This is a genomic window from Streptomyces sp. NPDC005496, assembly GCF_042872045.1.
GTDB lineage: Bacteria > Actinomycetota > Actinomycetes > Streptomycetales > Streptomycetaceae > Streptomyces.
Genome location: NZ_JBIAJQ010000002.1, coordinates 61,382 through 75,128 on the forward strand (window position 1 = coordinate 61,382; position 13,747 = coordinate 75,128).

Here is a 13,747-nt window from a genome sequence, read left to right on the forward strand (position 1 = left end):
AAACGACAGACCCTAGGCCGGAGCCGTCTCGCCGGCCCCCTCGACGCGGTCCGCGGCTCGCCCCCAAGGGCAACGGACCGCCCTGCCCGCCGCTCACCGGTCTCTCACCTGAGGGGTGACTCGCCCTGGCGGAGGGCCAGTTGCGCCTCGGCCTCGGCGAGGATCTCGGTCATCCGCACCCCGAACGCCAGGTCGCACGCGTGCGGCCGTCCGGTGCGCACCGACTCCACCAGCGCGTCCAGCGCCGCGTGAAACGAGCCGATCGCGTCCCCCCAGTCCGGCAGGGCGGCCGGTCCGTGCTCGCCCACGAGATCAACGCTCACCCCGGCGGCCCCCGGCGGCGCGCTCAGCCCGAGGGTCGCCGTGCTCGACGCACCGGACGCGTGCCGCAGGACCAGATGCGCGGTGTCCCGGGGTCCACGTGCCGCGGTCACCCCGGTCACCTCGCCGAGCACCGGGAGGAGCAGGGACAGCGCGTGGGGACCTACGTCCCACAGACCGCCCTTCTCCCGCCGCCAGGGCGACGCTGCGTACGGGCTGTCGCTGCCGTCCGCGAACAGCGAACCGAGCCAGCGCACATGGGCGGTGTACCAACCGCCCTCCGCCGCCCGGTCGTCGATCCAGGCGGCGGTTCCGGCGGCGAAGCGCAGCGTGCAGAACACCACGGACGCGACCCCGGCCCGCGCGGCGGCTCCGGCCGTGTCCCGGGCGGCGGCCACGTCCGTCGCCACCGGCTTGTCCAGGAGAAGGTGGCAGCCGGCCGCGGCGGCCCGCGCGGCGAGCGGTGCCTGGACGTCCGGCGGCAGGGCGAAGGCCGCGACGTCGCAGGAGGCGAGCAGTTCGTCGGCACCCGCTTCGCCGGTGTGAGCGGTCGTGCCGTGCGCCTCGGCCAGTGCCTTCGCGGCCTCGGGCCGCCTGGCCCACACTCCGGCGAACTCCACGCCGGCATGCGCGGCGATGGCGGGTGCCTGGGTGCGCTCGGCCCATGGGCCGGCGCCGAAGAGTCCGATACGCAGCTGATTCGAGGGGGTCGTCATGCGGGACAGTGTGCCCGGCGTCCGGCTGCCCGCACGCCGCCCTCCGGCGCGCTCCCGCACCGGGCGCTTCTCGTATACGAAAGAGCGCGAGCCCCGTCCGCCGGCGCGACAGACCCGCACCCGCCTGCTCGGACACGGGGTCGGGCGGATGGCCGGAGGCTAAAATCCGGGCACCACGGGGGGCGGCGCGGCTGGGCGGCGCCCGCGGCAGGTGAGCGGTAGGAGCAGACCGCATGACGCGCGTGTTCATAGCTTCCTCGACGGAGGGCCGGCCGTTCGCGCAGGCCGCGGCGGCCGTACTGGCACGGCAAGGGGTGGAACCGCTGCTGTGGTGGAGCCAGCAGTGCTTTCCGCCCGGGATGACGCTGCTCGACTCGCTGCTGCGGCTGCTCAACGAGGCGGACGGGGCGCTGATCATCGCCACGCCGGACGACCGGACCACGCGGCGCGGGGCGACGACGTACGCCCCCGCGAGCAACGTCCTTCTGGAGTACGGCCTGTTCACCGGGCGGCTGGGCCAGTCACGGGTGGCCATCGTGACCGTCGGCGATCCCGATCTGCCGTCGGACCTGGGCGGAGTCGTCCATCTGCGGCTGGGCTCGCCCGCCGCGTACCAGGACCCCTCGGTGTACGAGTCGGTGGAGATCGAGCCGAAGATCGTGCCGTGGCTGCGCACTCTGGACGCGGTGAGCAGCAACGGGGCGCGGATCGCGGGTCTGCTCACCCGTCTCGCCCCGCAGGCGAAACCGCGGGACCGGATACGGCTCAAGGCACGGGTGCTGTGCGACCAGCTGGACTCGCGTGCCTTCCCCAGACTGCCCGAGGCGCAGGTCCTCGACATACTGCGGAGATACGCCCTGACCTACGGGCACGAGGAGCGGGTCGGGCACACGGTGAAAACGCCGGTCGCGGGCTATCTCGACCTGACACGCGTCACTCCGGAATCTCTTGACCAGCGGGTTCTGGCAGGCCATCTCGCCTATCATGTGGCCGAACTCGTCAACCGAAAGGCAATGCGGCCGACACTCCTCGCCGTTTCCAAGGTGGCGGCCACCGGAATTTTGGGTGCCGCGGCCGACTTGCTACCCTTCCCTGCGGTCTATGTGAGCCCGTACGGACCCAACCGCGACAACCCTGTCGAGGGTTTTTACGAGAAGGGCGATCGCGCCGTCCTGTTGCACGATGTGGCACTGAGTGGCCATCATCTGGTCGATTGCATGACCGCCCTCCGGTCCGCAGGCATCAATGCCCGACATATCGTTGCGCTCGCCGAACACGACGGTCGCAACGAGGCGCTCGACTCATTGCTCGAAGAAAACGGGATCATCATGCACACCGCCGTGAAGTTCTCTCCTGGCACCGGCCGCCACCCGCAGGCGGTCGAGACGATCCAGCCCCTGGGCATCCCCGGTGCACTGGAGCCGGAGCCGGAGACCACCTCGCAGTGCCTGTTGTGCGACGTGCTGGACGACGCCGAAGCCACGCCCTTCCGCGGCCTGTTCGGCCGGGACGAGCTGTCGTGCGAGCTGCTGGCCCAGGGCGACGGGTTCGTGGTCGTCGCCGATGTCGCCCCGCTGACCCGGGGACATGTGCTCATCGTCCCGGACGAACACGTCCTGTCGATGTCGGCCCTGCCGGCGGCCTCGCTGGAGACCCTCGACGTGCTGCGCCGGAGGGTCACGTCGGTCCTTCGCGACGGCTACGCGTCGGACGTCGTCGCATTCGAGCACGGAATGTGCGACCCGAATACGAGTTCCGCCTGCGGAATCGACCACGCCCATCTGCACGTCCTACCCCTGGAGCAGTCCGTCACCGGGAACTTCCGTGACCGATTCTCATGTCGGCGAATCGGATCCCTGTCCGATTTGCCGGAGGCCAACGAAGCGCGGCAGGAATACCTTCTGCTGATCGACCAGGAGGGCGCGCACCATTTCGCCGCGACCGACGTGTCGACGAGTCAGTACTTCCGCCGGATGATCGCCGACGCGACCGGTGAACTGCTGTGGAAATGGAACGACAAACTCCTGCTCGGCGACCGCGCGGAGACCCGCGGCCGGATTCTGGAACTGCACCGGGTCTTCGCCGCCCGGGGCTGAACGGACCCTCACCCGCCGCCGGACCGGGCCACCGGTCCGGCGTAACGTGGGGTTCACACTCGGGCAACGGCCGGGAAATCACGTATTGCGAAGCTGCGCGGCATACCGCTGCACCGCAAAGGATGAGGCCCCGTGACCTTCAAGGCTGAGTACATCTGGATCGACGGCACCGAGCCGACGGCCAAGCTCCGTTCGAAGACGAAGATACTGGCGGACTCCGAGAAGGGGGCCGAGCTGCCGATCTGGGGATTCGACGGGTCGAGCACCAACCAGGCGGAGGGCCACGCCTCGGACCGCGTACTCAAGCCGGTCGCCACGTACCCGGACCCGATCCGCGGCGGCGACGACGTCCTCGTCATGTGCGAGGTCCTCAACATCGACATGACGCCGCACGAGTCCAACACCCGCGCCGCGCTGGCCGAGGTGGCGGAGAAGTTCGCCGCGCAGGAGCCGATCTTCGGCATCGAGCAGGAGTACACCTTCTTCAAGGGCGCGCGCCCGCTCGGCTTCCCCGAGGGCGGGTTCCCGGCCGCGCAGGGCGGCTACTACTGCGGTGTCGGCTCGGACGAGATCTTCGGCCGTGACGTCGTCGAGGCGCACCTGGACAACTGCCTCAAGGCGGGCCTCGGCATCTCCGGCATCAACGCCGAGGTCATGCCCGGCCAGTGGGAGTTCCAGGTCGGCCCGCTGGCGCCGCTGGAGGTCTCCGACCAGCTGTGGGTGGCGCGCTGGCTGCTCTACCGCACCGCCGAGGACTTCGGCGTCTCCGCGACGCTGGACCCCAAGCCGGTGAAGGGCGACTGGAACGGCGCGGGCGCGCACACCAACTTCTCCACCAAGGCGATGCGCGAGGGCTACGACGCGATCATCATCGCGTGCGAGTCGCTGGGCGAGGGCTCGAAGCCGCTCGACCACGTGAAGAACTACGGCGCCGGCATCGACGACCGCCTGACGGGTCTGCACGAGACCGCCCCGTGGAACGAGTACAGCTACGGCGTCTCCAACCGCGGTGCCTCGGTCCGTATCCCGTGGCAGGTCGAGAAGGACGGCAAGGGCTACATCGAGGACCGGCGTCCGAACGCGAACGTCGACCCGTACGTGGTGACGCGCCTGCTCGTCGACACCTGCTGCTCCGCCCTGGAGAAGGCCGGCCAGGTCTGATCCCCCGCTTCCCGTGAAGGGGCGCCCGCAGGTCCGGCGGGCGCCCCTTCCGCGCGGGAGGGGCCGTATCGCGCCAAGGTCCGTATCACGTGCCGAGAAGGTCCGTACGGGATCTGCTCCGGACCGGGCTCATCTGCTTCAATGGGGCCATGGCCAGCTTCCAGAAGGACACCGCGACGGGTCGCCACGACCTGGAGCCGTTCTGGCCGTCCCGTCAGCACCACGACTTCGACCGGGTGTGTTGCCGCGCGATGAACGCGCGGGCCCTCTAAAGCCGTACACCCCGGCCTTCGGCCAGCGCGCACGACGTACGTCCGACGACAGCCGCGACCAAGAACTCGCCGCCGTCGCCGCCACACGACGACTCCTCGCGCGAAAGAGCTGACCTCTCATGGCGAACACCCGTTCCTTCTCCACCGCCGGCACCCTCACCGCCACCTCCCCGGGCAGCGCACGCCACCGGCTGCGCGCCGTCGACCGGGACGAGGTGGTCGACGTCGCCGACTTCCTGCCGCCGGGCGCCACCTGGCTGCCCGCTCCCCCGCACACCCTGCCGACGCTGCCGGGCCGCCCGCCGATGGTCGGCTACCTGGTCCTCGTCCCGGCCGACCAGCAGCCGTTGCTGCCGGTCGCCGTGCCGGACGCGCCCGAGCCGGAGGTCCTCGGCGACGACGGCGCCCAGCCCCTCGTCCGCGTCGACTCCGTGCAGCGCACCGCGCGGGTCGACGGGCGGACCCTCGACCTGACGTACCTGGAGTTCGAGCTGCTCGCCCATCTTGTCGCGCACCCGCACCGGGTGCACACCCGCGACCAGTTGGTCACCACGGTGTGGGGCTACGGCCACGTGGGCGACGGCCGTACCGTCGACGTCCACATCGCCCGGCTGCGGCGCAAGCTCGGCGCGGAGCACCGCGAGGCGATCCAGACGGTGCGGCGGGTCGGGTACAAGTACGCCCCGCCGGCCGAGCGCTGACCGGGGATCTCCTGTCAGCAGATTCCCGTTCCGGCCGGCCGCCCCGTCGGGCAGAGTCGCCGGTATGAGGCTTCTGATGCTGGGCGGTACGGAGTTCGTGGGGCGCGCCGTCGTGGAGGCGGCGCTCGCGGCCGGCTGGGACGTGACGGTGTTCCACCGGGGCCGGGGGGAGGCTCCCTCGGGGGTGCGGACGCGGCACGGCGACCGCACCGCCCGGGACGGGCTCGCGGCACTCGCGGAGGGCGAGTGGGACGTCGTCGTCGACACCTGGTCGGCGGCGCCGCGGGCGGTGCGGGACGCGGCGCGGCTGCTGGCCGGCCGGGCCGGGCGGTACGTGTACGTGTCGAGCTGCTCGGTGTACGCGTGGGCACCGCCCGCCGGGTACACCGAGGACGCCCCGCTCGTGGCGGGCGCGTCGGCGGGCGCGGAGCAGAGCGACTACGCCCGGGACAAGCGGGGCGGCGAGCTGGCCGTGCTGGAGAGCTTCGGCGCTGAGCGCTCGGTGCTGGTGCGCAGCGGGCTGATCCTCGGGCCGTACGAGAACATCGGGCGGCTGCCGTGGTGGCTGAACCGGATGGCGCGCGGGGGCCCGGTGCTCGCGCCGGGTCCGCGTGACCTGCCGCTCCAGTACGTCGACGTCCGCGACCTCGCCGAGTGGATCGTGGGGGCGGCGGAGCGGGGGCTGAGCGGGGCGTACAACCTGGTCGCACCGGGCGGGCACACGACGACCGGCGGGCTCCTCGACGCGTGCGCGCGGGCCACCGGGGGGCGCGCGGAGCTGCGGTGGACCGACCCCGCGGTGATCCTGGAGGCCGGTGTCGAGCCCTGGACGCAGCTGCCCGTGTGGGTGCCGCCGGGCAGCGACCTGCACGACGCGCTGCACGGGGCGGACGTGTCCCGCGCGCTCGCGACGGGGCTGCGGGCCCGTCCCGTCGAGGAGACGGTGGCCGACACGTGGAGCTGGCTCGTGCAGCTCGGGGGTGTCGCCCCGCAGCGGTCCGACCGGCCGGTGGTGGGCCTGGATCCCGCCGTGGAGGCGAAGCTGCTCGGGGGGTGAGCCGGGGGTGCACCCAGGTACACCCCCGGACGGGGTGGCCGGCCCAGTGACCGGTGGGCCGGGCTCCGGAAGACTGGGCGCATGGAGACGAGGCGGGCCGGAAGTGACGACGTCCGGGCGAGGGCACGTGAGGTTGCCGTGGCAGCGGCGCGGGGGCTGGTCCTCGCCGTGGCGGGGTTCGTCGCGGCGACCGTCCTGTTCGTGCTGACGGTCGTGTCGGTGGCGCTGGTGCCGGTCGGCGTCGGGATCGTCACCACGCCCTGGGTGCTGACCGGCGTCCGCGCGTTCGCCGGCCGGGAGCGCGAGCTCGCCGGACGCTGGTGCGGGGTGCGGATCCCCTCGGCGTACCGGCCGCTGCAGGCCGACGCCAACCCGTGGGGGCGGTGCTTCGGCATGCTCCGGGACCCGGCGACCTGGCGGGACCTGCGGTGGCTGCCGGTCCGGATGACGGCCGGGTTCGCGACCGCGCTGCTGCCGGCCGCGCTGCTGCTCTACCCGCTGGAGGGCTTCGCGCTGGCGCTGGGGCTGTGGCGGGTCTTCACGGACGGTACGCACACCGGCTGGTGGTACGGCTTCGTGCCGGTCTCCGGACAGGCGAGCGCCCTCGCGGCCGGGGCCCTCGGCGCCGTGCTCCTCCTCGCCGCGTACCGGCTCTGCCCCGCGCTGCTGCGGGTCCACTTCCTGTTCGCCCGGTCGGTGCTCTCCCCGAGTCAGGTCGAACTAGCGAAACGGGTAAGGGTGTTGACGGACAGCCGGCGGGACGCGGTGGACTCCTCGGCGGCCGAGCTGCGCCGGATCGAGCGGGACCTGCACGACGGCGCGCAGGCGCGGCTCGTCGCGATGGGCATGGACCTGGGGACCGTGGAGGCGCTGATCGACAAGGACCCGGCCAGGGCGCGGGAGCTCCTCGCGCAGGCCCGCAGATCCTCCGCGGACGCGCTCACGGAGCTGCGCGACCTGGTGCGGGGCATCCATCCGCCGGTGCTGGCCGAGCGCGGACTGGGCGACGCCGTACGGGCGTTGGCGCTGCGCCTGCCCCTCGAAGCGGAGGTCGGGGTCGACCTGGACGGCCGCCCGGACGCCCCCGTGGAGTCCGCCGCGTACTTCGCGGTGAGCGAGGTGCTCACCAACGCGGTCAAGCACTCCGGTGCCGGGCGGGTCTGGGTGGACGTCCGGCACGCGGCGGGCGTGCTGCGCATCGGCGTGACCGACGACGGCCGCGGCGGGGCGGTGGTCGGGGCCGGTTCCGGGCTGACCGGGGTGGAGCGGCGGCTCGGTACATTCGACGGCGTCCTGGCCGTCAGCAGTCCCGCGGGCGGTCCCACGATGGTGACCATGGAGATCCCGTGCGTGTTGTCCTAGCCGAGGACCTGTTCCTGCTGCGTGACGGACTGGTGAGGCTGCTGGAGGCCTACGACTTCGAGATCGCCGCGGCCGTGGAGAGCGGGCCCGAACTCAAGCGGGCCCTCGCCGAGTCGGACCCGGACATCGCCGTGGTCGACGTACGCCTGCCGCCCTCGCACACCGACGAGGGGCTGCAGTGCGCCCTGGAGGCACGCCGCAGGAGGCCGGGGCTGCCGGTGCTGGTCCTCTCCCAGCACGTGGAGCAGCTGTACGCACGGGAGTTGCTGGCCGACGGCACCGGCGGGGTCGGCTATCTGCTCAAGGACCGGGTGTTCGACGCGGAGCAGTTCATCGACGCGGTACGACGGGTCGCGGCGGGCGGCACCGCCATGGACCCGCAGGTCATCCAGCAGTTGCTGTCCCGGCGGAGCGCCACCGACCAGCCGCTCGGCCGGCTCACGCCCCGCGAGCGGGAGGTGCTGGAGCTGATGGCGCAAGGCCGCTCGAACGCGGCGATCGCGGGTCAGCTGGTGGTCACGGAGCGGGCGATCGCCAAGCACACGTCCAACATCTTCGCCAAGCTGCGCCTGGAGGTCTCGGACGACGACAACCGGCGCGTCCTCGCGGTGCTGGCGTACCTGGACCGGGGTCGCTGAGGCCCGGTCCGGGTACGCCACCGGCTCGTCTCCCGGCCCCCACTGAACATGGTTCAAACCTCTTCGGGGAGATCAACTCCCTTTGATTCGACGGCGTTTGGGGCGGATGGTGCCGGAATCGGCCACGGGGATTTCCAAGTTCTTCCGGGGTTCCTGAACGCCCCACCCGCCTCACCCGTATGGAACGGAGCCGCTTCACTCCTGTCGGGCGCCTCGCTGCCCCGCAAGGAAGTCAGAGGAGTTCCATGGGACGCAACACACGAAAACGCCGTTCACCGCTTGCCGTCCGCGCCATAGCCGCATCGGCGGCTCTGGCGATCGGTGGTGGCGGGCTGGTCTGGGCGAATTTCTACGCTTCCGCGCATGAGGAGAACTCGGCGCAGAACGACACCAAGGCCGCCGCCGCTCAGGTGGCAACCATCAAGTGCCCGGACGTCGGTCAGCAGTTGACCAAGGTTCCGTGGCGGGCCCGGTCCGGCGTCGACAGGGAGCTGGCGACCCTCGACAAGCAGATCACCGAGGCATACGCCCGGCTCGCCGCCTCGCGCGACGCCGCGGCCAAGGACGCCAACTTCGTCCAGAACTCCATCCTCGGCCCGCTGAAGGACAAGCGGACCGCGACGATCGAACGGATCAAGATCGACTTCAGGCGGGTCGGCAGCACCGCGCCGAGCTCGCTGGACGGACTCGCCCCCTGCACGGGCGTACCGGCGGACCCGCCGGAGACCACCGACGGCCAGGCAGGCGACGGCCAGGACCAGAACGGGGACGGGCAGGCCGACGGCGGCCAGGACCAGAACGGCGACGGTCAGGACCAGGGCGACGGCGGCCAGGACCAGGGCGGCGGCGAGCAGGCCGGCAACGGCGGCCAGGCGGGCAACGGCCCGGTGGCGGCCGACTTCGTGGACATCACGAAGGTCCAGCCCAACGTGGCCCGCAAGCCCCGCACCCGCTCCGGCGGCTCGGCCGGCACCTTCACCAGCTCCTGCGGTGTGAACGCCAACAAGAAGTTCAACACCGACAACGTGATCGTGGCGCCCGGTGTCACCAACGGCGCCCACCACCTGCACGACTACGTCGGCAACCAGTCGAACGACGCCTTCGCCAACAACGACACGTTCGCCGCGGCCCAGACCAGCTGCGCGAACCCGGGCGACAAGTCGTCGTACTACTGGCCGGTGGTGCGTATCCAGAACGGTACGCAGGACTTCGACCAGAACAACGACGGCGGTGGCAAGGAAGGCAACGTCGGCCAGATCCAGCAGACCAAGCAGGCGTCGATCAAGTTCGTGGGCAACCCGCGGAGCAAGGTCGTCGCGATGCCGAAGTTCCTGCGGATCATCACCGGTGACGCGAAGACCACGACCAACGGTCTCGCCAACGCCAACGCCCACTGGAGCTGCACCGGCTTCGAGAACAAGGTGCAGCTGACCGAGCAGTACCCGATCTGCCCCGAGGGCAGCGACGTGGTCCGCTCGTTCTCCTTCCAGAGCTGCTGGGACGGACAGAACGTCGACAGCGCCAACCACCGTACGCACGTCGCGTTCGCCGACGCCCAGGGCAACTGCGCGAACGGCTTCAAGGCGATCCCGCAGCTGACGATGCGTCTGGTGTACGACGTGCCGGCGCCGACCATCGAGAACGGGCAGGTCAAGAACCCGTACGCGGTGGACGGCTTCCCCGAGCAGCTGCACAAGCCGAGCACCGACCACGACGACTTCATCAACGTCTTCGACGAGAAGCTGATGAACAAGATGGTCAACTGCATCAACACCGGCAGGAAGTGCAAGTGACCGGCTGAGCCGGTCCGCCCAAGAGGCCGGCGGTGGGATCCCCTCCCACCGCCGGCCTCCGGCGATTCTCCCCCTCGCCCGGGGGTGTTCCCCGGGGCCCCGTGAACCTGCGCGGTCAGCCGCTGTGGTGACCGGAGTGCGCGGTCTCGTCCCCCCCGCCACCACTGCCGCCCGAGTGGTGAGAGGCCCCCTCCTCCATGGTCCCGCCGAGCCGGCCGCGCAGCGCCGTGACCGTCCCCGGCTCCCCCACGGCGACCCACTTGCTGCCGACGAGGTACGAACCGCCGTAGTCCTTGGCCTCGTTGAGCCACTCGCGCTGGCCGCGGTCGGTGGCGAAGGTGGCGAGGATGAACTTGCCGTCGGTGTTCTTGCAGACGGCCTGGCGGATCTCGTCCGCGTCCGTCTGGATGTCCGGATCGCACTTCGCCTCGGAGGCCAGGTGCTCCAGGCTGCCGGTGGCCGTGGCCGGGACCTTGTCGTCCTCGGCGCCGGCGCCGCCCGACCCGCCGCAGCCGGTGAGCAGCAGCAGTGCCGCCACGGCCCCGGTCGCTCCGGCCGCGAGCCCCTCGCGCGTCACCCTCATACGTTCCTCCGGTCCCTTGCGGCGACCTGAACCCGTCGCCTCCGTACGCACCGTCGAGCACGGACGCCCGTCCGGTCAGCATGCCGCACCCGCCGGGGCGGGAGGCACGCGGACGGACAGTCCGTCGCGACGCACGGTGCCGGGCGCGGCCGGTGCCACCGGCCTCGGGACCGCCCTCGGGGTGACGGTCCCGGCCCACGCCGCAGGGAGCCCCGGCACAGGGGCCCCGCCTTCGATACGGCTCCCGGCCGCTCCGCGCTCAACGGGCCCCGTCCGGAAAGCGCCGGGCGGTCCGGGCGACGGGCCCACGGAAGGCGCCGGACCCGGCGACGGAGGTGCGTGAGACACGTACGCGCGCGGCGGGACGGTGGATTCCCGGGTCCGGCGGCCGGAAGATCACGTGCCCGATGGTCCGCGCCGGGGCGCTTGTGCGAGGGTGAGTGGATGAACGACGACTGGGACAAGCGCGTGGCGGCGGCCTGGGCCACCTTCGACGACTACGACCAGGACCGGGCGGGCGAGTTCCGCGCGGTGATCGACGAACTCGTCGCCGAACTCCCGGAGGGCAGCCCCGTCGGCCTCTTCGAGCGGGCCTGCGCCTGGGACTCGACGGGCCACTCGGACCGGGCGGTCCCCCTGTACCAGGAGGCGCTGGCCGGCGGCCTCGACAGCCACCGGACCCGGCGCACGAAGATCCAACTCGCCAGCTCGCTGCGGAACATCGGGCAGGCGGAAGAGGGCGTCAATCTCCTCACCCCCGAACTGGTGGCCCCCTCCGACGAGTTGGACGACGCGGTGCGCGCCTGTCTGGCGCTCTGCCTCGCCGACCTCGGCCGGGAACGCGAGGGTCTCGCCCTGGTGCTCGGCGCCCTCGCCCCCCATCTGCCGCGCTATCAGCGGTCCATGGCGAACTACGCCCGGCTGCTGGTGGAACCGGGAGCGTAAAGCCCTGGTCCGCTTCCCGCGGGCCGAGGTGACCAACCGACGATTCGCTCGTTCTGCTGAACGTGCAGTCACAGGATGTAGCCCCGCGCCCCGCACCCGAACCGGCCGTCGACGTCGAGCAGGCCGAGGCCGCGCTCGTCGAGCACTACCCGCGGCTCGTCCGGCTCGCCTATCTAGTGCTGCCGCCGAGCCTCGGCCGCAACCGCCGGGTGCTCACGGCGCACGCCCTCACCCAGCGCGCCCTGCCGCGCGGACGGACCGCCGCCGCCGTGATCCCCGCCCAGGCGAGCGGCCGTGACAGCGACCCGGGTTACGCCGTCGTCCGCCTCCACGTGGTGCGCAGCGCCCTGGAGGCGGGCCTGCCACTGAAGCGCCTCGCCTGGCCCAAGCGGGCGCAACTGCCGCCGCTGCTCCCGCAGGTGTGGGGCCTGCGGCTCTTCCCGCGCTCCGGCGGCGCCGACGAACTCGCCCTGGACCAGCGGCTCTCCGGACTCACCGGACCGGCCCGCGCGGCCTTCGTCCTGCGCGCCCTGGAGCGCATGTCCGACACCGACGTGCGCGAGGTGCTGGAGGCGGCGGGCGTCAAGGAACCCGGCGCGGCGCTCACCGAGGCCGGCACCGTGACGGCCGGGGACGACCTGCTGCTCTCCCCCGAGTTCGACCCCTGCTCGCTGCACGCCCGACCCACCGACCTGATGCGGCGCAGGCAGCACCTGAAGGCCGCGCTCGCCGCCGCAGCGGCCGTCGCGGTGTGCGGCGCGCTGCTCGGTCTGCCCGGCGACGGCTGGGGTCCGGACGGGGCCGCCGCGCCCTCGTACGCGCAGAACCCCGCCGCCCAGGCCGCGCTCGATCCCGCGCAGGTGGTGAAGGTGCCGCCGACGGCCTGGCGTTCCTCCGCGCGCACCGACTTCTCGGTGTGGCCCGCGCGCGGGAACCTCACCCGGGACAGCGCGCTGCTGCGGCGCGCCCTCGCCGTGTGGGCGCGCCCCGGCGAGACCGTGCAGGTGTCCGCCACCCCGGGCACGCCCTCGGGCGCCCCGCCCGGCCCACCCCAGCTGCTGTACGCGGGAGACGTCGACTCCGCGCGCGTGGTGCTCCTCTACGACGGTCTGCGCATCGCCCGGTACGCCGAGCCGAAGAGCGCGACGAACGGCGCCGCCCTCGACTTCGCCCGGGTGGACGGCGCGACCGACGCCGAGTCGAGCGCGGTGGTCCTCGACCGGGCGGACGGCAACGTCCGCTATCTGACGGCTCCCTGGGTGCGCCGGGCCGCCGAGCGGGACCTGCTGAAGCCGGCGGCGGCCCCGGTCGCCCTCGGGCTGTCGGCCGACGGCGTGACCGGGCCGCTGGCCAGCCCCGCGCAGCAGACCGGCACGTGCCGCTCCTGGAACACACTGCAACTGACGGGCGGCACCGGCGGTTCGCGCCCGCGCCTGCTGACCGACCTCGGCGAGCTCACCCCGGCGCACCTCACCGCGGGGCGGCCGTCCGCGCCGCGCGAGGCCTCGCCGCGCGGCTGGTCGGCGTACGCCTGCTCGCTCGCCTCGGTGCGCTCCATGGGCGTCCGGTCGGTGAACGCCTGGCAGTTCGCGCGCCAGCAGCTGCCCGACGCGAGCGGGGCCGCCGAGTGGGTGTGCACCCGGGCCGAGACCTGGCGGGGTGCGGATCCGCGCGTGCTGGCGCAGTTCCACACGCCGGGCGGACGCTTCGGGGCGGTCGCCGCGAAGGCGGAGAACGCGCCCGCCTGCGGCTCGCGCGACCCGCACGTTCTGGCGGGGGTGCTGTGGAAGTCGGCCGCGGGGTCCTGGTACCTGCTCGCCGCGGGCAGCGAGGACATGACGTCGGTCAGCGCGACCGGCGGAGTCCGCGGCACGGCCCAGGGCAACCTGCTCACCGTCCGCGCGAAGCAGGGGGCGCGGGCGGAGTTGACCGGCACGCTGGCCGACGGCGCGTCGATCGACGGCCTGCGCTAGAGCCCGTTTGCCTTCGTCCGGGGTGCCTTGGCGGCCCCGGGCACCCCGTCGCCGTGGACGCCCCGCAGTTCCGGGCACCCGTAGGTCCCGCCGTCCCGGACACCCGCCACCCCGGGCGCCCCAGCGTCC

12 protein-coding genes are annotated in these 13,747 nt (G+C 72.6%); 10 read left to right on the top strand and 2 right to left on the bottom strand.

All coding sequences use genetic code 11. The annotated features are described in order from the left end of the window. Positions 1-104: 104 nt before the first annotated feature. A complete protein-coding gene (locus ACFYQQ_RS04890; protein WP_388903474.1) occupies positions 105-1,037 on the bottom strand; it encodes a Gfo/Idh/MocA family protein in 933 nt (310 codons plus the stop codon). Between the two features lie 233 nt (positions 1,038-1,270). Here ACFYQQ_RS04890 and ACFYQQ_RS04895 point away from each other — a divergent pair, with 233 nt between their 5' ends. From ACFYQQ_RS04895 to ACFYQQ_RS04930, 8 genes are all read left to right on the top strand, one after another. Then, complete coding sequence (locus ACFYQQ_RS04895; RefSeq protein ID WP_355790069.1) at positions 1,271-3,133, top strand: TIR domain-containing protein; 1,863 nt, start codon at positions 1,271-1,273, stop codon at positions 3,131-3,133. Positions 3,134-3,265: 132 nt separating this feature from the next. Then, complete coding sequence (gene glnII / locus ACFYQQ_RS04900; protein WP_355790066.1) at positions 3,266-4,294, top strand: glutamine synthetase; 1,029 nt, start codon at positions 3,266-3,268, stop codon at positions 4,292-4,294. A 149-nt stretch (positions 4,295-4,443) separates the two neighbouring features. Further along, complete coding sequence (locus tag ACFYQQ_RS04905) at positions 4,444-4,566, top strand: hypothetical protein (RefSeq protein ID WP_355729704.1); 123 nt, start codon at positions 4,444-4,446, stop codon at positions 4,564-4,566. A gap of 119 nt (positions 4,567-4,685) precedes the next feature. Next, positions 4,686-5,267: a winged helix-turn-helix domain-containing protein gene (locus ACFYQQ_RS04910; protein ID WP_355790062.1), complete on the top strand. Its 582-nt coding sequence runs from the start codon at positions 4,686-4,688 to the stop codon at positions 5,265-5,267. Positions 5,268-5,331: 64 nt separating this feature from the next. Beyond that, positions 5,332-6,324: an SDR family oxidoreductase gene (locus ACFYQQ_RS04915; protein ID WP_356167378.1), complete on the top strand. Its 993-nt coding sequence runs from the start codon at positions 5,332-5,334 to the stop codon at positions 6,322-6,324. Between the two features lie 81 nt (positions 6,325-6,405). Continuing rightward, a complete protein-coding gene (locus ACFYQQ_RS04920; RefSeq protein WP_356241904.1) occupies positions 6,406-7,686 on the top strand; it encodes a sensor domain-containing protein in 1,281 nt (426 codons plus the stop codon). Next, positions 7,671-8,324: a response regulator transcription factor gene (locus tag ACFYQQ_RS04925; protein WP_355793969.1), complete on the top strand. Its 654-nt coding sequence runs from the start codon at positions 7,671-7,673 to the stop codon at positions 8,322-8,324. Before ACFYQQ_RS04920 ends, ACFYQQ_RS04925 begins: the two co-directional genes overlap by 16 nt. A 245-nt stretch (positions 8,325-8,569) precedes the next feature. Beyond that, positions 8,570-10,117 carry a DUF1996 domain-containing protein gene (locus ACFYQQ_RS04930; RefSeq protein ID WP_355793968.1) on the top strand — a complete coding sequence of 516 codons (1,548 nt, stop codon included), beginning with the start codon at positions 8,570-8,572 and terminating at the stop codon, positions 10,115-10,117. A 115-nt stretch (positions 10,118-10,232) separates the two neighbouring features. Here the strand turns inward: ACFYQQ_RS04930 and ACFYQQ_RS04935 are convergent, their stop codons facing one another. Then, on the bottom strand, positions 10,233-10,700 hold the full coding sequence (locus ACFYQQ_RS04935; RefSeq protein ID WP_356167387.1) for a hypothetical protein: 468 nt from the start codon (positions 10,698-10,700) through the stop codon (positions 10,233-10,235). Between the two features lie 444 nt (positions 10,701-11,144). On the opposite strand from ACFYQQ_RS04935, the gene ACFYQQ_RS04940 reads away from it, so the two are divergent. Together ACFYQQ_RS04940 and ACFYQQ_RS04945 are read left to right on the top strand one after the other, a co-directional pair. Further along, positions 11,145-11,645, top strand: a complete 501-nt coding sequence (locus ACFYQQ_RS04940; RefSeq protein ID WP_355784649.1) for a tetratricopeptide repeat protein — start codon at positions 11,145-11,147, stop codon at positions 11,643-11,645. Between the two features lie 62 nt (positions 11,646-11,707). Further along, complete coding sequence (locus ACFYQQ_RS04945; protein ID WP_355784646.1) at positions 11,708-13,618, top strand: hypothetical protein; 1,911 nt, start codon at positions 11,708-11,710, stop codon at positions 13,616-13,618. Positions 13,619-13,747: the final 129 nt, after the last annotated feature.

Excerpts from the sequence above, each read along its gene's own strand:
- ACFYQQ_RS04930 (WP_355793968.1), top strand. The coding sequence starts at position 8,570 with ATGGGACGCAACACACGAAAACGCCGTTCACCGCTTGCCGTCCGCGCC.
- ACFYQQ_RS04890 (WP_388903474.1), bottom strand. The coding sequence starts at position 1,037 with ATGACGACCCCCTCGAATCAGCTGCGTATCGGACTCTTCGGCGCCGGC.
- ACFYQQ_RS04940 (WP_355784649.1), top strand. The coding sequence starts at position 11,145 with ATGAACGACGACTGGGACAAGCGCGTGGCGGCGGCCTGGGCCACCTTC.
- ACFYQQ_RS04935 (WP_356167387.1), bottom strand. The coding sequence starts at position 10,700 with ATGAGGGTGACGCGCGAGGGGCTCGCGGCCGGAGCGACCGGGGCCGTG.
- ACFYQQ_RS04910 (WP_355790062.1), top strand. The coding sequence starts at position 4,686 with ATGGCGAACACCCGTTCCTTCTCCACCGCCGGCACCCTCACCGCCACC.
- ACFYQQ_RS04915 (WP_356167378.1), top strand. The coding sequence starts at position 5,332 with ATGAGGCTTCTGATGCTGGGCGGTACGGAGTTCGTGGGGCGCGCCGTC.
- ACFYQQ_RS04905 (WP_355729704.1), top strand. The coding sequence starts at position 4,444 with ATGGCCAGCTTCCAGAAGGACACCGCGACGGGTCGCCACGACCTGGAG.
- ACFYQQ_RS04895 (WP_355790069.1), top strand. The coding sequence starts at position 1,271 with ATGACGCGCGTGTTCATAGCTTCCTCGACGGAGGGCCGGCCGTTCGCG.
- ACFYQQ_RS04920 (WP_356241904.1), top strand. The coding sequence starts at position 6,406 with ATGGAGACGAGGCGGGCCGGAAGTGACGACGTCCGGGCGAGGGCACGT.